Origin of the sequence: [Micrococcus luteus] ATCC 49442, from assembly GCF_010367585.1 — a bacterium.
GTDB classification, from domain to species: domain Bacteria; phylum Actinomycetota; class Actinomycetes; order Actinomycetales; family Micrococcaceae; genus Arthrobacter; species Arthrobacter luteus_A.
On record NZ_JAAAXP010000001.1, the window covers coordinates 4,620,438 to 4,641,695 of the forward strand.

16 protein-coding genes are annotated in these 21,258 nt (G+C 66.2%); 9 read left to right on the forward strand and 7 right to left on the reverse strand.

The window, feature by feature from the left end; genetic code table 11:
• Positions 1-62 precede the first annotated feature (62 nt).
• The 4 genes from GUV69_RS21120 to coaA all read right to left on the reverse strand — a co-directional run bounded on the left by GUV69_RS21120 (position 63) and on the right by coaA (position 3,923).
• Positions 63-698, reverse strand: coding sequence for a hypothetical protein (locus GUV69_RS21120; RefSeq protein ID WP_164205961.1), 636 nt, complete (start codon positions 696-698; stop codon positions 63-65).
• 148 nt (positions 699-846) lie between these two features.
• Entirely contained in the window at positions 847-2,022 is a 1,176-nt protein-coding gene (locus GUV69_RS21125; RefSeq protein WP_164205964.1) for a hypothetical protein, read from the reverse strand.
• Between the two features lie 58 nt (positions 2,023-2,080).
• Positions 2,081-2,953, reverse strand: a complete 873-nt coding sequence (locus tag GUV69_RS21130; protein WP_164205966.1) for a M15 family metallopeptidase — start codon at positions 2,951-2,953, stop codon at positions 2,081-2,083.
• A gap of 4 nt (positions 2,954-2,957) precedes the next feature.
• The gene (gene coaA / locus GUV69_RS21135) at positions 2,958-3,923 is read right to left on the reverse strand and encodes a type I pantothenate kinase (RefSeq protein WP_164205969.1); all 966 of its coding nucleotides are present in this window, start codon (positions 3,921-3,923) and stop codon (positions 2,958-2,960) included.
• A gap of 88 nt (positions 3,924-4,011) precedes the next feature.
• Between coaA and glmS the strand changes: the two genes are divergently transcribed.
• The 8 genes from glmS to GUV69_RS21175 all read left to right on the forward strand — a co-directional run bounded on the left by glmS (position 4,012) and on the right by GUV69_RS21175 (position 16,811).
• Complete coding sequence (glmS, locus tag GUV69_RS21140) at positions 4,012-5,904, forward strand: glutamine--fructose-6-phosphate transaminase (isomerizing) (RefSeq protein ID WP_164205971.1); 1,893 nt, start codon at positions 4,012-4,014, stop codon at positions 5,902-5,904.
• A gap of 108 nt (positions 5,905-6,012) precedes the next feature.
• Positions 6,013-6,360: a holo-ACP synthase gene (locus GUV69_RS21145; RefSeq protein ID WP_164205973.1), complete on the forward strand. Its 348-nt coding sequence runs from the start codon at positions 6,013-6,015 to the stop codon at positions 6,358-6,360.
• Between the two features lie 38 nt (positions 6,361-6,398).
• Positions 6,399-7,934 (forward strand): NAD(P)H-hydrate epimerase, encoded by a 1,536-nt coding sequence (locus GUV69_RS21150; protein WP_164205975.1) that lies wholly within the window; start codon positions 6,399-6,401, stop codon positions 7,932-7,934.
• A 156-nt stretch (positions 7,935-8,090) separates the two neighbouring features.
• Positions 8,091-10,349: a glycogen debranching protein GlgX gene (glgX, locus tag GUV69_RS21155; RefSeq protein WP_164205978.1), complete on the forward strand. Its 2,259-nt coding sequence runs from the start codon at positions 8,091-8,093 to the stop codon at positions 10,347-10,349.
• Positions 10,346-12,664 carry a malto-oligosyltrehalose synthase gene (gene treY / locus GUV69_RS21160; RefSeq protein WP_164205980.1) on the forward strand — a complete coding sequence of 773 codons (2,319 nt, stop codon included), beginning with the start codon at positions 10,346-10,348 and terminating at the stop codon, positions 12,662-12,664. Before glgX ends, treY begins: the two co-directional genes overlap by 4 nt.
• Complete coding sequence (gene treZ, locus GUV69_RS21165; RefSeq protein ID WP_164205982.1) at positions 12,661-14,430, forward strand: malto-oligosyltrehalose trehalohydrolase; 1,770 nt, start codon at positions 12,661-12,663, stop codon at positions 14,428-14,430. Before treY ends, treZ begins: the two co-directional genes overlap by 4 nt.
• A gap of 92 nt (positions 14,431-14,522) precedes the next feature.
• Entirely contained in the window at positions 14,523-15,560 is a 1,038-nt protein-coding gene (gene mgrA, locus GUV69_RS21170) for an L-glyceraldehyde 3-phosphate reductase (protein WP_164205984.1), read from the forward strand.
• A gap of 165 nt (positions 15,561-15,725) precedes the next feature.
• On the forward strand, positions 15,726-16,811 hold the full coding sequence (locus tag GUV69_RS21175; RefSeq protein WP_164205986.1) for an inositol-3-phosphate synthase: 1,086 nt from the start codon (positions 15,726-15,728) through the stop codon (positions 16,809-16,811).
• Between the two features lie 112 nt (positions 16,812-16,923).
• Here GUV69_RS21175 and GUV69_RS21180 read toward each other — a convergent pair whose 3' ends face one another.
• Complete coding sequence (locus tag GUV69_RS21180; RefSeq protein WP_164205988.1) at positions 16,924-17,541, reverse strand: MerR family transcriptional regulator; 618 nt, start codon at positions 17,539-17,541, stop codon at positions 16,924-16,926.
• Positions 17,542-17,634: 93 nt separating this feature from the next.
• On the opposite strand from GUV69_RS21180, the gene GUV69_RS21185 reads away from it, so the two are divergent.
• Complete coding sequence (locus tag GUV69_RS21185) at positions 17,635-18,150, forward strand: DUF2306 domain-containing protein (RefSeq protein ID WP_164205990.1); 516 nt, start codon at positions 17,635-17,637, stop codon at positions 18,148-18,150.
• A 93-nt stretch (positions 18,151-18,243) separates the two neighbouring features.
• Here the strand turns inward: GUV69_RS21185 and GUV69_RS21190 are convergent, their stop codons facing one another.
• On the reverse strand, positions 18,244-19,926 hold the full coding sequence (locus tag GUV69_RS21190; RefSeq protein WP_164205992.1) for a formate--tetrahydrofolate ligase: 1,683 nt from the start codon (positions 19,924-19,926) through the stop codon (positions 18,244-18,246).
• A 9-nt stretch (positions 19,927-19,935) separates the two neighbouring features.
• Positions 19,936-21,228: a D-inositol-3-phosphate glycosyltransferase gene (gene mshA / locus GUV69_RS21195; protein ID WP_164205994.1), complete on the reverse strand. Its 1,293-nt coding sequence runs from the start codon at positions 21,226-21,228 to the stop codon at positions 19,936-19,938.
• Positions 21,229-21,258: the final 30 nt, after the last annotated feature.

Below are 21,258 nucleotides of genomic sequence, written 5' to 3' on the forward strand. Positions count from 1 at the left end.
AATTCCTGCGGGCGTGTCGGGGACTAAGCCTGCTCGGGTCACGATGATTGAGCGGGTCGGTTTCAGTCGATGGCTGCCAGGATCGTATTCAGCGCCTCTTCGGGCGTGGATCCCGGGACGTTCAACAGCGAGGCGCTGTAGCCGTGAGTGTCCGTGCAAAGCATTGCCTGCTGAGCCCCGTCCTTCGTCGCAGTCCATCCGGACCATCCACGGGACAGAACCCATTCCGATTCGATTGTGACGCCGCCCGGCACGAGCTCCTTGTCGTTTGCGCAGAGTCGTTTGAACATTGGCAGCTCGTCGCTGTCACCCGACAGGTCCCCTCCGGCAAGAGTGGCGGTGGGAGCCGCGGTGAGGTCACCAGTGACTGCCGTGTACACGCACATGCTGGGCGCCGACAGTGAGGTTGATCCTGCCGGGAGTTGCACCCGAGGTAGGTCCTGAAACTTCACCAGGTACTTCTCGCCGGCCTCACAGAACTGCGGGGACGGCAGCCCCGTGATCGGCATCCGGACCGGTGGATCGACCGAGGGGCTTACCGAGGTCGAGGTCGAGGGCAACAGCGATGTCGCCGCCGACGGTAGGCCGCCCGTTGGCTGATAGCTGACCACGTCCTGGGCCGGTTGCTGACCGCCACAGCCTGACAGGGCAAGTGCTGCCAGGGCGGCGGAAAAAACCGCGACAAAAGTTTTCTGCATGATGTCCCCCATTGGTCTGCGATGGTTCACGGTAGCACCACGGTTCGCGGGCGACGGGAACGTCGTTGGCTGGACGCCCGCGGCTTTCTTCTTCTCGTGCAATCTGTCCCAGTCAAAGCCTGAATGTGCAATGGTCCTCGCTTGGGCGTCATCGGTTCTGCTGATAGCCCCAGCTGAGGGCATCGTGCACGCAGCGGACGCTGAAGCCGGGGTGGTCCGTCATCAGCCTCCGCACCTGTTCCTCAGATTCTACCGGTGTCCACGCGTACCGGCCGCCGGCCTGAATGAGCTTCCCGGCCCTGGCTATCGCGTCATCGAGATCCGCGCGGGAGTGAAGATCACCAAGGGTTTCATGGATAGGGATGGCACCCAGGAACTGTGCTTTGGAGAATCGCCAGTTGAAATACAGAAGGGCGAACACGCCGTCCAGGAGATTAGCCGAACGGGCTGATTCGATAAGTTCCTTGCGGCGCCGCTCCTCGTTATCCCTGTTGCGCAAAATCATCAACGTTCCATGGGCCAGAGCCCGGCGGTAGGTATCGCCTGAGAAGCCAGGCGCGTCAACACTCATCCGGCTCAGGACGGACTCAACACTTTCGCCGTTGACGTGGGCCTGTCCATACGTGGATGAGTTGAACCCGAGACGGTCGGCGCGGGTCTCGAGGTCCTCCAGTTCAGCGGGCCGAACCCAAGGGAAAAGTTCCGGCACGGAGAGTCTCATGTGCCGGTGCATCGACAGTGTGGCGCGCCTTCGGTTGTGCAGGACGATAACGAAGACTGCGTCCGGCAGCTCCAGCCCCCAGGAGTCTTCGACCGCCTGCAGGCGGATGGACTTTTCCGTTGCTTCAAGCTGGCTGTGATAGTTGGGCAATCTGGACGCCCCGCTATACCCGAAGGAGGCCAGCGTGTAGGAAACGTCCTCACCGCCAGCGGGGTCTCTGACAACAAAAAAGCGGTCCGGGTACGAAAGCCCGTCGTACCACCCCCCGTACACGAGCAAGGCCTCGGCGGCCAAGCGGTGCGCGAGGACCTGGTCCTCGGGAGACAGTACCGATGCTGCCAGCTCGCTGTTCGAAGCGAACCTGCTCTCGCCGACGGCCCTGATATGGACGTGCACCTGGTTCAGGCCGGATTCCCGATCCGCCGTGTTCTGGCTGAACGTCACAATGGGGATGGAACGGCCCTGCCACGTCAGCAGGAACAGGTCCTGGCCCGTCTGGGCCGAGCCGTTGATCAGTTGCAGCCGGGCCTGACTGTCATGATCAATGACGTGGCGCCGCTCGTTATACGCGCTGTACCCATCGTGCTCCTCAATCGCAAACATCTATCCCCCTGGCCTGCGGCCTAAGCCAGCCGCTACCAGAGAATACTAGGGCTCCGCTTCAGGAATACCCCGGCGCCGCTTCCACCCCGAAGTACTCCTCCACGGTGTTGATGCCGTGCCCAACCATGTCCGTGGCTGCCTCCACCCCGATGTAGCGCAGGTGCCAGGGCTCGTAGTAGTAGCCGGTGATCGGGTGGAACATCCACGGGTAACGCACCACAAAGCCGAAGCGGTGCCCGTTTGCCTTCGCCCAGACGGCGGCCGGCTGGTCTGCGAAGCAGGGCTGGAAACCGCAGGCCCCGCCGCCGTCGGCGATGTCGAAGGCCCATCCCGTCTGGTGTTCCGAGTAGCCCGGCCGGGCGCTGGCCGTGTCGGCATCCGCCTGGCCGCGGGCCGCAACATAGCCGTTGTACGTCAGGACCTGCGTGCCATACGAGCGGTAGCCGCTCGCCAGCACCATGACCGCGCCGTCCCGCGCCGCGGCGGCGAACATCGCCTCCGCTGCTGCCGCCGTGGTGCTGTTCAGCAGGGCCGCCTCGCCGGATACGGCCAGCTGCACATTGGGCTGGACCAGGTCCGCAGGGGCGTAGTCCGGCGGCGAGAGCGGGCGGTGCTTGTTCACCACCACCCAGGGGCTGGCCGGATCCGTCAGCGAGAACTGCCCGGGCAATGACGCAGCCGCCGACGGCGGAACGGGAACCTGCGCAGGCGGCTCAGCTGCCGCCGTCGTACTTTCCGCAGCGGCGGGAGAGGGGGTGGTGTATTCGGAGGTAATGGTTGGAATGGGGGCGGACGACGACGGCGCCACGGCCACGGGTGCCTCGGGCGTGCACGCTGCCAAAACAGTCAGTCCGGCCCCGGCGGCCAGGAAGCGGGCAAAGGAGCGGCGGCTCGCTCCGGAAGACGAGCCGGCCACACAGTTGTGGCACACTGGGTTAAACCTTCCGCAGGAGCATGCGGCGGATGGAATGGTCCGCGTCCTTGGTCAGCACCAGCTGGGCGCGGCCGCGGGTGGGGAGGACGTTTTCCTCCAGGTTCGGCTCGTTGATGCGCTTCCAGATGTCCCGGGCTGTGCTTTCGGCCTCGGTGGGGGAGAGCGATGCGTAGCGGTGGAAGTAGGACTCCGGCTGTGCGAAGGCCGTGCTCTGGAGCCGCCGGAACCGCTCCACGTACCACTCCTCAATGTAGGCCGTCTTGGCGTCCACATAGATGGAGAAGTCGAAGAAGTCGCTCACCGCCAGGCCCTGCCGGCCGTCCTGGCGCGGGCGGGCCGGAGCCAGGACGTTCAGGCCTTCAACAATGAGAACATCCGGGCGGCGGACCACCACTTCCTTCTCGGGCACGATGTCGTACGTAACGTGCGAGTACCAGGGTGCCCGGACCTCCTCGGCGCCGCCCTTGACCTCGCTCACAAAGCGCAGCAGCGCACGGCGGTCGTAGGACTCGGGGAAGCCTTTGCGTTCCAGCAGCTGCCGGCGCTTGAGCTCGGCCAGGGGATAAAGGAAGCCGTCGGTGGTGATCAGCTCAACGTTCGGTGTGCCCGGCCAGCGCCGCAGCATCTCCCGGAGCACACGCGCGATTGTGGACTTTCCCACAGCCACAGATCCGGCCACGCCAATAACAAACGGCGTGCGCTGGGTCTTCTCACCCAGGAAGGTGGTGGTGGCCGAATGCAGCTGGCCTGCAGCCTCCACATACAGGTGCAGGAGCCGGGACAGCGGAAGGTAGACCTCGCGGATCTCCTTCATGTCCAGGGGATCGCCGAGGCCACGCAGACGGACAATGTCCTCTTCGTTAAGGGGCTGCTCCATCTGGGCGGCGAGCCGGGACCAGGTCTGACGGTCCAGCTCAACGAACGGGGAGACACCCTCGCCGTTCGCTTCATTGCGTTGCAAAGTCACTATAGAGATTCTGCCTCGCGCGCGGCTGAGAGCGAAATGCGGCGCCCCAAGTTTAAATCTCAACCCTGCTGCCGATAAGCTGATGCGCATGTGCGGAATTGTGGGATATGTGGGTCATGCTGATGGCCGTGGGAATGCCGGTCACAGCGCGTTGGATGTAGTCCTTGAGGGACTGCGGCGCCTTGAGTACCGGGGTTACGACTCCGCCGGGGTAGCGGTGGTCTCCGAGGGATCCATCCAGTCCCGGAAGAAGTCAGGCAAACTGAGCAACCTGCGGGCCGAGCTGGAGGCGCACCCGCTGCCGGAGACGCTGACCGGTATCGGCCACACCCGCTGGGCCACGCACGGCGGCCCCACGGACCAGAATGCGCACCCGCACCTGGCCGACGGCGGCAAGCTGGCACTGATCCACAACGGCATCATCGAGAATTTCGCCGAACTCAAGCTGGACCTGGTGGCCAAGGGCTACGAGTTCGCGTCCGAAACGGACACCGAGGTCGCGGCCGTGCTGCTGGGCGACATCTTCCGCACCAAACTTAACGGCAACACCGCCGACGGCGGCCTGGCCACCGCGATGCAGCTCGCCTGCCAGCAGCTGGAGGGTGCGTTCACCCTCCTCGCCGTGCACGCTGACCAGCCCGACGTTGTGGTGGCAGCCCGCCGCAACTCCCCGCTGGTGGTTGGCCTGGGTGAGGGCGAGAACTTCCTCGGTTCCGACGTCTCCGGTTTCATCGACTACACCCGCCGCGCTGTAGAGCTGGGCCAGGACCAGATCGTCACCATCACCGCCGACACGGTGGAGATCACCGACTTCTTCGGCGCCCCCGCCGAGGGCAAGGAATACCACGTTGACTGGGATCCCGAATCCGCTACTAAGGGCGGCTTCAGCTCCTTCATGGAGAAGGAAATCCACGACCAGCCCGACGCTGTCCGCCAGACCCTGCTTGGCCGTTCGGACCTGAACGGGAACCTGACCCTGGATGAGCTGCGCATCGATCCGGAGGAACTCAAGAAGGTCAACAAGATCATCGTGCTGGCCTGCGGGACCGCCGCTTACGCCGGGACCGTGGCAAAGTACGCCATCGAGAACTGGTGCCGGATTCCCACCGAGGTGGAACTGGCGCACGAGTTCCGCTACCGCGATCCGATCCTGGACGAAAACACCCTGGTGGTCTCCATCAGCCAGTCCGGCGAAACCATGGACACCCTGATGGCTGTCCGGTACGCCCGCGAACAGGGTGCCAAGGCCATCTCCATCTGCAACACCAACGGGTCCACCATTCCCCGTGAATCCGACGCCGTGCTCTACACGCACGCAGGCCCGGAGATCGCGGTGGCCTCCACCAAGGCGTTCCTGGCGCAGATCACCGCCGCCTACCTCCTGGGCCTGTATCTGGCCCAGCTGCGCGGCAACATCTTCTCCGGGCAGATCAAGGACGTCCTGGCTGACCTGGGCAAAATCCCGGACAAGATCCAGACCATCCTCGACAACGCAGGCCCGCTCCGCGAACTGGCCCGAGGCATGGCCAACGAGCAGTCCGTCCTGTTCCTGGGCCGCCACGTGGGCTACCCCGTAGCCCTCGAAGGCGCGCTGAAGCTCAAGGAAATCGCGTACATCCACGCCGAAGGTTTCGCCGCCGGCGAGCTCAAGCACGGCCCCATCGCGCTGGTCGAGGAAGGCAAGCCGGTATTCGTGATTGTGCCGTCCCCGCGCGGCCGCGACTCGCTGCATGCCAAGGTGGTCTCCAACATCCAGGAAGTCCGCGCCCGCGGCGCCCGCACCCTGGTCATCGCCGAGGAAGGCGACGAAGCCGTGAAAGCCTATGCCGAGTACGTCTTCTACGTCCCCGAGACCCCGACGCTGCTGATGCCGCTGCTGACCACCGTCCCGCTGCAGATCTTCGCCGCCGAACTGGCCGCGGCCAAGGGCTACGACGTGGACCAGCCGCGCAACCTCGCCAAGAGCGTCACCGTAGAGTAATCGCGGGCTGAACGGCCCACGCTCGTTCTACTAAGGAAGCCCCGAGCCTCAGGCTCGGGGCTTCCGTCATATGGCCCGCCACCGCTGACGTCACCGTAGAGTAGTGCCATGATTGTTGGCATTGGGGTAGACGTTGTAGACATTGAGCGGTTCGGCCGTCAGCTTGAGCGGACGCCGGGGCTTCGGGACCGGCTGTTCGTCCCTGCGGAACGCGAGCTGAACACCCGGTCCCTGGCTGCCCGGTTCGCGGCCAAAGAAGCCGTGGCCAAGGTCCTCGGTGCACCGGCCGGCATGAACTGGCAGGACTGCTGGATCGGCCTGGACCAGCACGGCCCCACCATCCAGGTAAAAGGCACTGTCCTGGCCGTGGCTGACTCCAAGGGCGTCAAGCGCTGGCATGTGTCCATCAGCCACGACGGCGGGATCGCCACCGCCACGGTCATCGCCGAAGGCTAAGAGAGCTCCTCGGCCGAGCCGCGAAGGGACCTGACACTGTGATCAGCGCCTACACCGGAACACAGATCAGGGCGGCCGAACAGCCGCTCCTGGCCGCCGGCATGGGCGCTGTTCTGATGCAGCGCGCCTCCTACGGCCTCGCCAACGCCATTGTGCACGAGCTGCGGTCCCGCGGCCGGCGCCTGTACGGCGCCAGCGTGGCCGTCCTCGCCGGCAAGGGCAACAACGGCGGAGACGGTCTCTTCGCCGCGTCCTTCCTGGCCGCCAGGGGAATGCGCACGACGGCGGTACTCACCGCAGGCGCGGCCCACCCCGAGGCGCTGGCCGCTTTTGAACGCGCGGGCGGGCGGGTCCATGTGCTCACTGATGTGAACGCCGGTGAGCTCGCCGCGCACGTGGCGGGCGCCGACGTCGTTATTGATGCTGTGCTGGGGACGGGCGCGCAGGGCGGGCTGCGGGGCGCAGCGGCCGCCCTGGTTGCCGGCCTGGACTCCGGGGCGTCCCGGCTTGTGGTGGCCTGCGACATCCCCAGCGGCGTGGACGCCGACACCGGCGAAGCCCATGCTCCCGTGCTGTCCGCGGACCTGACCGTGACGTTCGGGGCGGCCAAGGTGGGCCTCCTGGCGGACCCCGGCGCCGACCACGCCGGCCGCGTCCAGGTGGTGCCCATCGGCATCGAGGAACATCTGCCCTGGCCATCGCTGCGCCGGCTCGAACCGGCTGACCTTGGGCAACTGCTGCCCCGGCCCGGGCGGCGCTCACACAAATACTCCCGCGGTGTCCTGGGCGTCGTCGCCGGGTCTGCCGATTACCCCGGCGCGGCCGTGCTTGCCTGCCGCGGCGCACTGGCGGCAGGGGCGGGCATGGTCCGCTACCTCGGCCCGCCCGCGGTCGCCGACCTCGTGCGGCAATCCTGCCCGGAAGTGGTCTGCAGTACCGGCTTGGTGGCGGACACGCGCGTGCAGGCATGGCTGGTGGGATCCGGTATGGGTCCCGGCGACACCGAACAGCTCCGGCGGGCCTATGACGCCGTGGAGTCCGGGCTGCCCGTGATCGCCGACGCCGGTGCGCTGCCCGCCCTGCCCGACGTCCTGGGGCCGCAGGTGGTCCTGACCCCGCACGCGGGCGAGCTGGCAGCGCTCCTGGATCGGCTTGGCGCTGACTATGAGCGGTCCGCGGTGGAGGCCAACACCCTGGGCGCCGTCCGGCATGCCGCCGCCCTGACCGAGGCCACCGTCCTGCTCAAGGGCGCCACCACCCTGGTCGCGTCGCCGTTCCAGGACTTCTACAGCCAGGCCGACGGCACGCCGTGGCTGGCCACCGCGGGGAGCGGCGACGTCCTGGCGGGCATCATCGGTGCGCTGCTCGCCCAGGTGGGGCCCGACGTCGGGCGCTTCCGTGACGCAGGCATCGACCCGGATGAGCGCTGGGCGGCAATTGCGGCACTGGGTGCCAGCCTCCACGGCCTGGCAGGCAAGGCCGCTGCGGCAGGGGGACCGCTCGCTGCCGGGAGGATTGCGGACGCGGTACCGGCGGTCTGGGCAGGGCTTGCCGGCACGTTGCGGGCGCGATAGCAGACGTTTGGGGTAAAGTCAGTCTGCTTAGTAAACACGGGGGCTCGAAACGTAATAGTCACACCCACCCGCTACCGTAGGAACAGGTTCTGCGCTGGCAGGGGTGCGGTGATGTTTTGGTGGGCCCCTGCTGTCGAACAACAACGAGGAGCACGCATGGAAATCTGGCCTGGATCGGCTTACCCGCTTGGCGCCACTTACAACGGGACTGGCACTAACTTCGCGCTGTTCAGCGAACGCGCCGAAAAGGTTGAGCTCTGCCTCTTCGATGACGACGGCGTGGAAACGCGGTTTACCCTCGACGAAGTGGATGGCTACGTCTGGCACTGCTACATCCCGCAGGTCCAGCCGGGCCAAAAATACGGCTACCGCGTCCACGGGCCCTACGACCCCGAGTCCGGCAACCGGTTCAACCCGAACAAGCTGCTGCTGGACCCGTACGCCAAAGCCGTGCACGGGCAGATCGACTGGGATCCCGCGCTGTTCACCTACAACCTGGGTGAAGCGCCGGACACCATCAACAACGACGACTCCGCTCCGCACATGATGATGGGCGTTGTCATCAACCCCTTCTTCGACTGGGAGGGTGACCAGAACCTGCGCGTCCCGTACCACAAGTCGGTCATCTACGAGGCCCACGTCAAGGGCCTGACGCAGCTTCACCCCGAGATCCCCGAGGAGCAGCGCGGCACCTACGCCGGCGTGGCGCACCCGTCGGTCATCTCGCACCTGCAGAAGCTGGGCGTCACCGCCATCGAACTGATGCCGGTGCACCAGTTCGTCAATGACGGGACCCTGCAGGACAAGGGCCTGAACAACTACTGGGGCTACAACACCATCGGATTCTTCGCCCCGCAGAACACCTACAGCTCCAACGGCGACAGCGGCCAGCAGGTCCAGGACTTCAAGGCCATGGTCCGCTCGCTGCACCAGGCCGGCATTGAAGTGATCCTGGACGTGGTGTACAACCACACCGCCGAAGGCAACCACCTGGGCCCAACGCTGTCCTTCAAGGGCATCGACAACCAGTCCTACTACCGCCTCATGGAGGGCGACGAGAAGCACTACATGGACTACACGGGCACGGGCAACTCGCTCAACGTCCGCCAGCCCCACTCCCTGCAGCTGCTCATGGACTCCCTGCGCTACTGGGTCACCGAGATGCACGTGGACGGCTTCCGCTTCGACCTCGCCTCCACCCTTGCCCGCGAGTTTTACGACGTGGACAAGCTCTCCACCTTCTTCGAACTCATCCAGCAGGACCCGGTGGTCTCCCAGGTCAAGCTCATCGCCGAGCCCTGGGACGTCGGCCCCGGCGGCTACCAGGTGGGCAACTTCCCGCCGCAGTGGACCGAATGGAACGGCAAGTACCGCGACACCGTCCGCGACTTCTGGCGCGGCGAACCGGCCACGCTGGGAGAATTCGCCTCCCGCATCACCGGGTCCGCTGACCTGTACGAACACTCGGGCCGCCGTCCGGTGGCGTCCATCAACTTTGTCACCGCCCATGACGGCTTCACGCTCGCAGACCTGGTCTCCTACAACGAGAAGCACAACGATGCCAACGGCGAGGACAACAACGACGGCGAATCGCACAACCGGTCCTGGAACTGCGGTGCCGAAGGTCCCACCGACGATCCCGCCGTCCTGGGGCTGCGCGCCCGCCAGCAGCGGAACTTCATCGCCTCGCTGCTGCTCTCCCAGGGTGTTCCCATGCTGCTGCACGGCGACGAACTGGGCCGCACCCAGCAGGGCAACAACAACGGCTACTGCCAGGATTCGGAACTGACCTGGATCAACTGGGAGAACATCGACCAGCCCCTCATCGAATTCACGGCCGCAGTCAACGCGCTCCGCGCCAAGCACCCCACCTTCCGCCGGAGCCGGTTCTTCGACGGCCGGCCCGTGCTGCGAGGCGAAGGCGAGCGGCTGCCGGACATCGTATGGCTGGACCCCTCAGGCGACACCATGGAGCCCGAGGCCTGGGACAGCGGCTTCGGCCGCTCCGTTGGTGTGTTCCTCAACGGCGACGGCATCCAGGGCAAGGACGACCGCGGCCGCAGGATCACGGACGTGAACTTCGTCCTGTACTTCAACGCCCACGACGACACCGTGCCGTTCACCCTGCCCTCCGATGAGTATGCCCCGGCCTGGGACATCATCATCGACACCGCCGGCCACAACGCGGACACTGCACCGGTCAAGGCCGGCGAGGCCCTGCCTGTCGCCGCAAAGTCCCTGGTGGTACTCCGCGCCCACACCGTGGAGGAGACCGAGCCGGACCACTCTGTCGCGGCCTCGCTTGCTGCACTGTCCCAGACGGCTACCGCCGAAACCGCTGCCCTGAGCACACCCACGGTGCCGGAGCCCAGGAAAACAAAGAAGGTCAGGGCGCCGAAGGAGCCAGCCAAGTGAAGGTTCCGGCGTCCACCTACCGGCTCCAGATCCGCAGCAGCTTCACACTTTTCGACGCCGCCGAAACCGTGCCGTATCTGAAGTCGCTGGGTGTGGACTGGGTCTACCTCTCGCCCATCCTGACCGCGGAACAGGGCTCGGACCACGGCTACGACGTGACAGATCCCTCCGCTGTTGACCCGGCGCGGGGCGGCCCGGAGGGGCTGCTGGCCCTGTCCAAGGCCGCCCGTGCCCACGGCATGGGTGTGCTGGTGGACATCGTCCCCAACCACGTGGGCGTGGCCTCACCGGCGCAGAACCCGTGGTGGTGGTCGCTGCTGCAGGAGGGCCAGGGTTCGCCCTACGCCGCAGCGTTCGACGTCGACTGGGACCTGGCAGGCGGGAAGATCCGCCTGCCCATGCTGGGCTCGGACGATGACCTGGACAAGCTGAAGGTCAAGGACGGCGAGCTCCGGTACTACGACCACCGTTTCCCGCTAGCGCCAGGTACCTACGCCGACGGCGACTCCCCGCAGGACGTCCACGGCCGCCAGCACTACCAGCTGATGGACTGGCGCCGCGCGGACGCGGAGCTGAACTACCGGCGGTTCTTCGCGGTCACCACGCTGGCGGGCATCCGGGTGGAGGACCGCTGGGTTTTTGACCAGGCCCATGCGGAAGTCAAGCGCTGGTTCGACGACGGCCTGGTGGACGGGCTTCGTGTGGACCACCCCGACGGCCTGGCGGATCCCGCCGGGTACCTGCGCTGGCTAAAAGAAGCCAGCGGCGGTGCGTATGTGCTCGTGGAAAAGATCCTGGAGCCGGGGGAGGAGCTCCCGGGAGACTTCGCCTGCGAGGGCACCACCGGCTACGACGCACTGGCGGACGTGGACCGGGTACTCGTGGACCCCGCCGGCCAGCAGGGACTGGACCAGCTGGACGCCGCACTGCGGGGTACCGGTGCTCCGGCCGACTACGCGGAGATGATCCGGGGCACCAAACGGATGATCGCTGACGGCATCCTGCGGTCCGAGGTGCTGAGGCTGGCGCGCCTGGTGCCCGCATCCCACGGCTTGCCCGTTGAGGCTGCAGCGGACGCGATCGCCGAAATCATCGCCTCCTTCCCGGTCTACCGCAGCTACCTGCCGGTAGGCGCCGAGGTGTTGAAGGAAGCGTGCGGGTCAGCGGCAGAGCACCGTCCGGACCTCGCTCCGGCTGTGGGCGTCCTGCTGCCGTTGCTGCTGGACCCCGCCAACCCCATCGCCGTGCGTTTCCAGCAGACCTCGGGGATGGTCATGGCCAAGGGCGTGGAGGACACCGCGTTCTACCGCTACACCCGGCTGGGCACCCTGACCGAGGTGGGCGCTGAACCCACCGAGTTCGCTGTATCCGCCGAGGAATTCCATCACCGGATGCGGCGCCGGCACGAGGACCTGCCCCTGTCCATGACCACGCTGTCCACGCACGACACCAAGCGCAGCGAAGACGCGCGGGCCCGGATCTCGGTCATCGCCGAACTGCCGGACGAGTGGACCGCCACGCTGGCCACGCTCCGTGAACTGGCCCCGATTCCGGACGGACCCTATGAAAACCTGCTGTGGCAGGCAATCGTGGGTGCCTGGCCGGCGTCGCGGGAACGTCTGCAGGGCTACGCCGAAAAGGCTGCCCGCGAGGCGGGGAATTCCACTACGTGGACCAAACCGGACACGGACTTTGAGTCCCGCGTCAAGGCGGCCGTGGATGCGGCGTTCGACGACGCCCGCGTCACCTCCGTGGTGGAGGACTTCGTGTCCCGGATCGACTCCGCGGCCGCGTCCAACTCGCTGGCAGCCAAGATCGTCCAGCTGACCATGCCCGGCGTTCCGGACGTCTACCAGGGGTCCGAGTTCTGGGAGCGGTCGCTGACTGACCCGGACAACCGGCGCCCGGTCGACTTTGCCACGCGGGAAAAGGAGCTGGCAGCCATCGACGCCGGCACCCTGCCCGCGGCAGGCACGGAAGCCAGCAAGCTGCTGGTAACATCCCGCGCACTCCGGCTCCGCCGCGACCGGCCCGACCTTTTCCAGGACTACCGTCCGGTCACCGCAACCGGGGCCGCCGCCCGGCATGTGTTGGCTTTCCAGCGCGGAGCGTCGGGAGCGCTCACCATCGCTACCCGGCTCCCCGTGGGACTGGAACGTGACGGCGGGTGGCGGGACACCGCCGTCGAACTCTCCACCGCGATGAGGGACGAGCTCACCGGCACCAGCTACGGGGCCGGTACCGTTTCGGTGGCCGACGTCCTGGGTACCTACCCGGTGGCTTTGCTCGTACCGGTGGATGGAGACAACGAATGACCTTGGTAAACGAAGGTTCCGGCCGCTTCGACGTTTGGGCGCCGGACGCCTCCGAGGTGGTGCTGCTCGCGAACGGTGAGCGGTACCCGATGAAACAGGTCGCCGCTGCCCCGGGCGCGGAAGGCTGGTGGTCCGCGCCGGATGCCCCGGAGGATGCCGAGGTGGACTATGGCTACCTGCTCGACGGCGACACCACCCCGCTCCCGGATCCCCGGTCCCGCCGCCTTCCTGAGGGCGTCCATGCCCTGTCCCGGACATACGATCCGGGCTCCCACGCCTGGCAGGATGCGGGCTGGCGCGGGAAAGAACTGCGCGGCTCGGTCATCTATGAACTCCACGTGGGAACCTTCACGCCCGAAGGAACCCTCGATGCAGCGGCCGGCAAGCTCGGCTACCTTGCGGACCTCGGCGTGGATTTTGTGGAACTGCTGCCGGTCAACGGGTTCAACGGCACCCACAACTGGGGCTACGACGGCGTGCAGTGGTTCGCCGTCCACGAGCTCTATGGCGGGCCCGCGGCCTACCAGCGCTTTGTGGACGCCGCACACGCAGCCGGCCTGGGCATTATCCAGGACGTGGTCTACAACCACCTTGGACCCAGCGGCAACTACCTGCCCCGGTTCGGCCCCTACCTCAAGCAGGGCGATGCCAACACGTGGGGCGACGCCGTCAACCTTGACGCTGCCGGCTCCGACGTCGTGCGTGAATACATCCTGGACAACGCCGCCCTGTGGCTGCGCGACTACCATGTGGACGGCCTGCGCCTGGACGCTGTCCACGCGCTGCGGGACGAGCGGGCCGTTCATCTGCTGGAAGAGTTCGGGGCGCTCGGTGATGCCATTGCCGCCGAAACCGGGCTGCCCAAGACGCTGATCGCGGAATCGGACCTGAACAATCCGCGGCTGCTGTACCCGCGGGATGTGAACGGTTTCGGCCTCGCCGGGCAGTGGAGCGACGACTACCACCACGCCGTCCACGTCAACGTCAGCGGCGAGACGGCGGGATACTACGCCGATTTTGCCTCGCTCGGGGTGCTGGCCAAGGTCCTCAAGGACGGTTTCCTCCACGACGGCAGCTACTCGAGCTTCCGCGGGCGCCATCACGGCCGGCCCATCAACGCGTCGCTGGTGCACCCCGCCGCGCTGGTGGTGTGCAGCCAGAACCATGACCAGATCGGCAACCGTGCCACCGGGGACAGGCTGTCGCAGTCGCTTTCCTACGGGCCGTTGGCTCTGGCCGCCGTCCTGACGCTGACCTCCCCGTTCACGCCCATGCTGTTTATGGGTGAGGAGTTCGGCGCCTCCACGCCGTGGCAGTTCTTCACCTCGCACCCCGAGCCTGAGCTGGGCAAGGCGACGGCGGAGGGCAGGATCCGTGAGTTCGAGCGCATGGGGTGGGATCCCGCCGTCGTGCCCGATCCGCAGGATCCCGAGACGTTCCGGCGCTCCAAGCTGGACTGGGCCGAAGCCTCGGTGGGTGACCACGCGCGGCTGCTGGCGCTGTACCGGTCACTGACCGCACTGCGTCGCGCCCACCCTGAGCTCGCCGGCCTGGGCTTCGCCGAAACTGACGTAACGTTCGACGACGACGCCGGGTGGCTGCGCTTCCGGCGCGGATCCGTGGAGGTGCTGCTGAACTTCTCCCCGGAGGCGGTACGGCTGGAGAACGTCGGCAAAACGGTGCTGCTCTCGACCGACGACGCGGTGCAGCCGGACGGCGGCTCACTCAGCCTTGCGTCGTGGAGTGCCGCCGTCGTGCTGGACTAGGTTTGACCGCCGCGGGCTGGCTTCTGTCAGCCCGCGGCGTAACAGGGCGGCACCGTCCTGTTGCCTGCATCACAGATGGCAGGATGGAACGTATGACTTATTCAGCCGCGGAAAACCGCTATGAATCCATGCCCTACCGCCGCGTCGGACGCAGTGGCCTGAGGCTCCCGGCCATCTCCCTGGGACTGTGGCACAACTTCGGCGACGACAAACCCTTCGAGACACAGCGCGCCATCCTGCGCCGCGCCTTCGACCTGGGCGTCACACACTTCGACCTCGCCAACAACTACGGCCCGCCCTACGGCAGCGCCGAGACCAACTTCGGCCGCCACTTCCAGGACGACTTCAGGCCGTACCGGGACGAACTCATCATCTCCAGCAAGGCCGGCTACGACATGTGGCCCGGGCCGTACGGGAACTGGGGCTCCCGCAAATACCTGCTCGCCAGCCTGGACCAGTCGCTGACGCGCATGGGCCTGGACTACGTGGACATCTTTTACAGCCACCGGCCGGATCCCCAGACGCCGCTCGAAGAGACCATGGGCGCACTGGACCACGCCGTCCGCTCCGGCAAGGCGCTTTACGCCGGGATTTCCTCCTACACCCCCGAGCAGACCCTGGAGGCGGCCCGGATCCTCAAGGAACTTGGAACGCCCCTGCTGATCCACCAGCCGAGTTACTCCATGCTGAACCGCTGGACCGAGAACGGGCGGCCCAACCTCTATGAGGCCCTGGAGCAGGTGGGAGCCGGATCCATCGCCTTCTCGCCGCTGGCCCAGGGGATGCTCACCAACCGCTACCTCCAGGGCGTCCCGGCAGATTCCCGGGCCGCGCAGGACAAGTCCCTGGACCAGGGCATGATCACAGACGAAAACCTTGGCCGTATCCGCGGGCTCAACCGGATCGCCGAGGGCCGCGGCCAGACGCTGGCGCAAATGGCCATCGCCTGGATTCTCCGCGAGCAGGGCAAGGGCACGTCGGTGACCTCGGCACTGGTCGGCGCGTCCAGCGTCCGTCAGCTGGAAGACAGCCTCACAGCGGTCAGCAACCTCGACTTCACGGACGATGAGCTGCAGGCCATCGACGAGTTCGCCGTGGAATCAGACATCAACCTCTGGAAGCAGAAATAACGCTGCCTTTTTGTCACACACCTCACGCAGGGGCCGGGAACAATCCCGGCCCCTGCGTGGTTGGGTAAGATGATAAAGCGCCGATTGGCGCACTGCCAGCGCGCCGCCGTCGTATTTTCCGGCATTGACCGTCCTGGCGGCTGAGGTTTTCTTCAAAGGAGTTCCGTGTCTGCAAATCCGATTCGTGTTGCCATCGTTGGTGTGGGTAACTGCGCCGCCTCGCTCGTCCAGGGTGTGCAGTACTACCGCGACGCCGATCCCCAGGCCACGATTCCGGGTCTGATGCACGTCGAGTTCGGCAAGTACCACGTCAACGATGTCCAGTTTGTTGCCGCTTTCGATGTCGACGGCAAGAAAGTCGGCGTTGACCTTGCCGACGCCATCCTGGCCAGCGAGAACAACACCATCAAGATCGCCGACGTTCCCCCCACCGGCGTGACCGTCCAGCGCGGCCACACCCTGGACGGCCTCGGCAAGTACTACCTCGAGACCATCGAGCAGTCTCCCGCAGAGCCCGTTGACATCGTCGCCGCGCTCCGCGAAGCCAAGGCCGACGTTATGGTCTGCTACCTGCCGGTTGGTTCCGAGGATGCTGCGCACTTCTACGCACAGGCTGCCATCGACGCCGGCGTGGCCTTCGTCAACGCCCTGCCGGTCTTCATTGCCGGCACCAAGGAATGGGCGGACAAGTTCACCGCCGCCGGTGTCCCCATCGTGGGCGATGACATCAAGAGCCAGATCGGTGCCACCATCACGCACCGCGTCATGGCCAAGCTCTTCGAAGACCGCGGTGTCACCCTGGACCGCACGTACCAGCTGAACGTCGGCGGCAACATGGACTTCAAGAACATGCTGGAGCGCGACCGCCTGGAGTCCAAGAAGATCTCCAAGACCCAGGCCGTGACCTCCAACGTCGAAGCCGAGCTGGCCGCCAAGGACGTCCACATCGGCCCGTCCGACTACGTCCAGTGGCTTGATGACCGCAAGTGGGCCTTCGTCCGCCTCGAAGGCCGCAACTTCGGCGACGCCCCCGTGTCCCTGGAATACAAGCTGGAGGTCTGGGACTCACCCAACTCCGCCGGCGTGATCATCGACGCCATCCGCGCCGCCAAGATCGGCCTGGACCGCGGCATCGGCGGCCCGCTGCTCTCCGCCTCAAGCTACTTCATGAAGTCCCCGCCGGAGCAGTTCAACGACGACCTCGCCCGTGAAAAGGTCGAGGCCTTCATCCGCGGCGACCTCGAGCGCTAACCCACCCCGGACGCTCTCTCACTTAATGTGGGTTTTCGGGCGATCCTCTCTCACTTAATGTGGGTTTTCCTGCGACGCTCTCTCACCTAACGGCGGGGGAGCGTCGCAGGCGTTAACCCTGGTACCGGCGGATGGCGTGGCTGGCCTGCGCGAGTGCCAGCAGCTTCAAGAGGAGCTGGCTGTGCGTGTGCATGCCGACGGCCGCCGTGAGGATGAGCCTGTCGACACTCTCCGGCGCGGTAGTGGCGGCAATGTCGATCCCCGCGACGTCGTCCGCTGCCTTGCTGTAAGTCTCCAGCTCGTCCTCTGAGACCGGAATGTTGAGGCTCGCCATCAGTTCCAGGTGGGCCGTCAGGGCGTTCCGTGCGTCACTGGGGGAATCAGGCCAACAGCGAAGGCGTACGACGGCGTCAGTCGCCGCTGCGGCGTCCCCGCCGACCGCCGTGGTGTAGTTTTCAAGGTTCAGAACCACCCGCTGAACCGCCGCGAGGAGATCAAGGCGGGGCACGCCGTCGTCGGCCATTTTCACGAGACCGCGGATCTGCGCGATGTTCAGGCCAACGATCTTGCGGAGTGCCTGGATCAAGTCGAGGCGTTCGAGGTGCCGTGCTGAATACTCCGCACGGGTTGCGTGGATGGCCTCACCGCCCGGCAGCAGGCCTTCCCGCAGGTAGTACTTGATGCTCGCCGGCGAGACTCCCGACCGCCGGCTCAGTTCGTTGAGCTGCATTCCGCCCTCTTCCGGTGCACCGCCTGGTGGATAGTGAACTTGGCTCCCGCTATCCTGATGTACAGCCTTGGATAGTGGCTCTATCCTAATGCTATGGAGCCTTGGAATGTCCTACTTGTCAGCCACGTCATTGCCGCACTTTTTGTCCTGGCCATCGGTCCCCTGCAAATCCTGCGCCGGCGTCGTGACCGGATCCACCGCACCATGGGCTACGTGTGGGTCTCAGCCATGTACTACGTCTGCTTCAGCAGTTTCTGGATTGTCTCCGATGGGCATTTCAGCTGGCTTCACGGGCTATCGGCCTTCACCATCGTGACCGTCACGCTCGGCCTGGTGAGCGCCATTCGCGGCAATATCGCGTCGCATCTGGGGAACATGATTGGCAGCTACATCGGCATTGCCGTGGCCTTAGCCTTTGCTGTGACAGTGCCGGGCCGTGCCGTGCCGGCGTTGCTCGCCACTGATCCTGCCTCCCTGGTTTTTGCGTGCGGACTCGTGGTGCTGAGCACTGTGGTGATCTTCGTATCGCTGAAGCGGGGCGGCCGGGCAGGTGGACCGGCGCGTCCTGATGCTGCCGCCGACGTGACGCCGGCCCGCGCGCGTTCGTAACGCCACCGGGAGTGCGAGACGGTTGAGCCAAAACCCGCATTAAGTGAGAGAGCGTCGCCGGAAAACCCGCATTAAGTGAGAGAGCGTCCGGGGTTAGGAGAGGCCGACCGGGTTGCCGGCGTCGTCAACGTCCATGCGCATCGCGGCCGGGGCGGCAGGCAGGCCGGGCATGGTCATGACCGCTCCCGTCAACGCCACGATGAAGCCCGCGCCGGTCTTGGGGATGAGGTCGCGCACGTGGATGGTGAAGCCTTTGGGCGCACCCAAACGGGAGGCGTCGTCGGTGAAGGAGTACTGGGTCTTGGCCATGCAGACCGGCAGCCCGGACCAGCCGTTCATTTCGATGTCGGCCAGGCGCTTCAGGGCCGGGACGGAGAAGTCCACGCCGTCGGCACCGTAGATCTCCTGGGCGATGGTCCGAATCTTCTCCTCCACAGGCAGGTCCAGCGGATAGAGGTGCCGGAATGACGATGGCGCAGCAACCGCCGCCGCCACCTTCGCGGCCAGTTCGTCGCCGCCGTCCCCGCCGCCGCCCCGTCCCCACACGTCGGCCACCGCTGCCTGCACACCTTCGGACGCGCACCACTCCAGCAGCCAGTCGAGCTCCTCATCGGTATCGGAGGAAAACCTGTTGATGGCCACCACCGGCGCCACCCCGAACTTCTCCACGTTGTGGATGTGCCGCCGCAGGTTTGCGACGCCGGCCTGCAGCGCTTCAAGATCGGGCTCGGTGAGCCGGTCCTTGGGTACGCCGCCCTGCATTTTCAGCGCGCGGACAGTGGCCACCACCACGACGGCGGAGGGCGCCACGCCACCCATCCGGGCCTTGATGTCCATGTATTTCTCAGCGCCCAGGTCCGCGCCGAAGCCCGCTTCGGTGACCACGATGTCCGCAAGCCGCCGGGCGGTCTGGGTGGCGATCAGCGAATTGCAGCCGTGCGCGATGTTGGCGAACGGACCGCCGTGGACCAGGGCAGGGGTGCCGGCGATGGTCTGCACCAGGTTCGGCTTGATGGCTTCCTTCAGGAGCAGGGTCAGCGCACCCTGGACACCGAGGTCCGCCACCGTTACGGGAACCCGGGCGTAGGTGTAGCCAAACGTGATCCGGCCCAGGCGCTCGCGGAGGTCGGCCAGATCTGTGGCGAGGCAGAAGACAGCCATGATCTCCGAGGCGACCGTGATGTCGAAGCCGTCCTGCCGCGGCACACCCTGCGTGGGCCCGCCCAGACCGATGATCACCTCGCGGAGGGACCGGTCGTTCATGTCCAGCACCCGTTTGAACGTCATCCGCCGCGGATCGATGTTCAGCTCGTTGCCCTGGTAGATGTGGTTGTCCACGAGCGCCATCAGCGCGTTATTCGCCGACGTCACGGCGTGGAAGTCGCCCGTGAAGTGCAGGTTGATTTCGTCCATCGGCAGGACCTGGGAATAGCCGCCCCCGGTGGCACCGCCCTTCATGCCGAGGATGGGCCCCAGTGACGGTTCCCGCAGCGCGATCATCACCCTGTGCCCGGCCCGGGCCAGCGAATCGGCCAGCCCCACGGTCGTGGTCGACTTGCCCTCCCCGGCCGGCGTGGGCGACATTGCCGAGACCAGCACCACTTTCCCGAAAGGCGCCGGCGCGGTCAGGAGGGCGGGATCAACTTTGGCCTTGTACCGTCCGTAGGGTTCCACCGATGCCTCGTTGATGCCGGCCGCCGCTGCGATATCGGCTATTGGCCTGATGATGGCCCGCCGTGCGATCTCGAGGTCGCTCAGGGAATTCAGGCCGGTCATTGAGGCTCCTTAGGGCGCCGCGACGGCCGCTGCCGCCGCGATGGTGTGGACGTCCGGGATCAGCCGGCTTGCCCGGTGCTGTTCGACGGCGGTGTGGTAGGTCTCCAGCGTGATGGCAGCGGTGCGGTTCCAGCCCAGGTTCTCGGCCCTGATGGCGGCGGCCCGGCCCATGTCGGCGCGGGTTTCCGGGTCGTCGTACAGGGCTTCGAACGCGTCCGCCCAGTCCCTGGCGTGGTGCCCCTCCACCAGGAGCCCGGTCCGGCCATGGCAGATCGCACGGGACAGGCCGCCCACGCGCGTTGCCACCACCGGGGTTCCGCAGGCCTGCGCTTCAATGGCCACCAGTCCAAAGGACTCGCTGTAGGACGGCATCACCACAACGTCCGCCGCCCTGAACCAGGACGCCAGCTCCGGCGCGCTTACCGGCGGAAGGTGCGTCACGACGTCGTCCATGCCTGCTTCCGTAATCAACTGGTGGAGGTTGAAGTCCTTGTTCCCGCTCAACGCCCCTAGGATGGTGAGCCGCAGATCGATCTCAGGCCGCCGCTTCCGCAGCAGCGCGGCTGCCTTGAGCAGGACCTGCGGACCCTTCAGCCGCTGTATCCGGCCGGCGAAGAGCAGGTGGAAGGTCTCCGGCGGAATGCCCCGCTCCGCCCTGGACCGTGCCCGGAACGCAGGGGTAAAGGTGCTGAGGTCCACGCCCGGCGGGGCCACATCGATCCGGTCGGCGTCGGCTCCGTAGTGGGAGACGAGTTCCTTGGCCTCTGCACTGGTGTTGGCGACGAGCCGGGCGGCGCCGTCCACAATCCGGTGCTCGCCCTCCTCGCGCCGCCGCGGTTCGGGCTGTTCGCCGGACTGGAGCAGGAGATTCTTGACCTTGGCCATGGTGTGCATGGTGTGGATCAGCGGCACGTTCCACAGCTCGGCAAGTTCCAGGCCGGCAATCCCGGACACCCAGTAGTGCGAGTGGATGACGTCGTACCGGCCGTGCAGCTGATGCTGGCGGATACGGTCGATTTCGGCCACCAGGCTGTGGAGGAGTGCTGGCAGCTCTTCTTTGGGGATCTTCCGCGGCGGCCCGGCCAGCACGTTGTGGACGCACACACCGGGGCTGGGATGTTCGACGGCTGGCTGTTTGGCTGAGGTGGAGCGTGTAAAGATTTCCACCTCCACGCCGGTTTCAGCGAGCGCGGCGGCCAGTTCGCGGATGTAGACGTTCATCCCGCCGGCGTCGCCGGAGCCCGGCTGCTCCATGGGGGAGGTGTGGAGGGAGAGTAACGCGACCCTGCGGATCAGTGTCATGGCCCCTCCTTCCCGCCGCCGGAGCGGCGT

Coding starts and splice junctions, on each gene's coding strand:
- GUV69_RS21120 (WP_164205961.1), bottom strand. CDS start 698: ATGCAGAAAACTTTTGTCGCGGTTTTTTCCGCCGCCCTGGCAGCACTT.
- GUV69_RS21125 (WP_164205964.1), bottom strand. CDS start 2,022: ATGTTTGCGATTGAGGAGCACGATGGGTACAGCGCGTATAACGAGCGG.
- glmS (WP_164205971.1), top strand. CDS start 4,012: ATGTGCGGAATTGTGGGATATGTGGGTCATGCTGATGGCCGTGGGAAT.
- GUV69_RS21145 (WP_164205973.1), top strand. CDS start 6,013: ATGATTGTTGGCATTGGGGTAGACGTTGTAGACATTGAGCGGTTCGGC.
- glgX (WP_164205978.1), top strand. CDS start 8,091: ATGGAAATCTGGCCTGGATCGGCTTACCCGCTTGGCGCCACTTACAAC.
- treZ (WP_164205982.1), top strand. CDS start 12,661: ATGACCTTGGTAAACGAAGGTTCCGGCCGCTTCGACGTTTGGGCGCCG.
- mgrA (WP_164205984.1), top strand. CDS start 14,523: ATGACTTATTCAGCCGCGGAAAACCGCTATGAATCCATGCCCTACCGC.
- GUV69_RS21180 (WP_164205988.1), bottom strand. CDS start 17,541: ATGCAGCTCAACGAACTGAGCCGGCGGTCGGGAGTCTCGCCGGCGAGC.
- GUV69_RS21185 (WP_164205990.1), top strand. CDS start 17,635: ATGGAGCCTTGGAATGTCCTACTTGTCAGCCACGTCATTGCCGCACTT.
- GUV69_RS21190 (WP_164205992.1), bottom strand. CDS start 19,926: ATGACCGGCCTGAATTCCCTGAGCGACCTCGAGATCGCACGGCGGGCC.
- mshA (WP_164205994.1), bottom strand. CDS start 21,228: ATGACACTGATCCGCAGGGTCGCGTTACTCTCCCTCCACACCTCCCCC.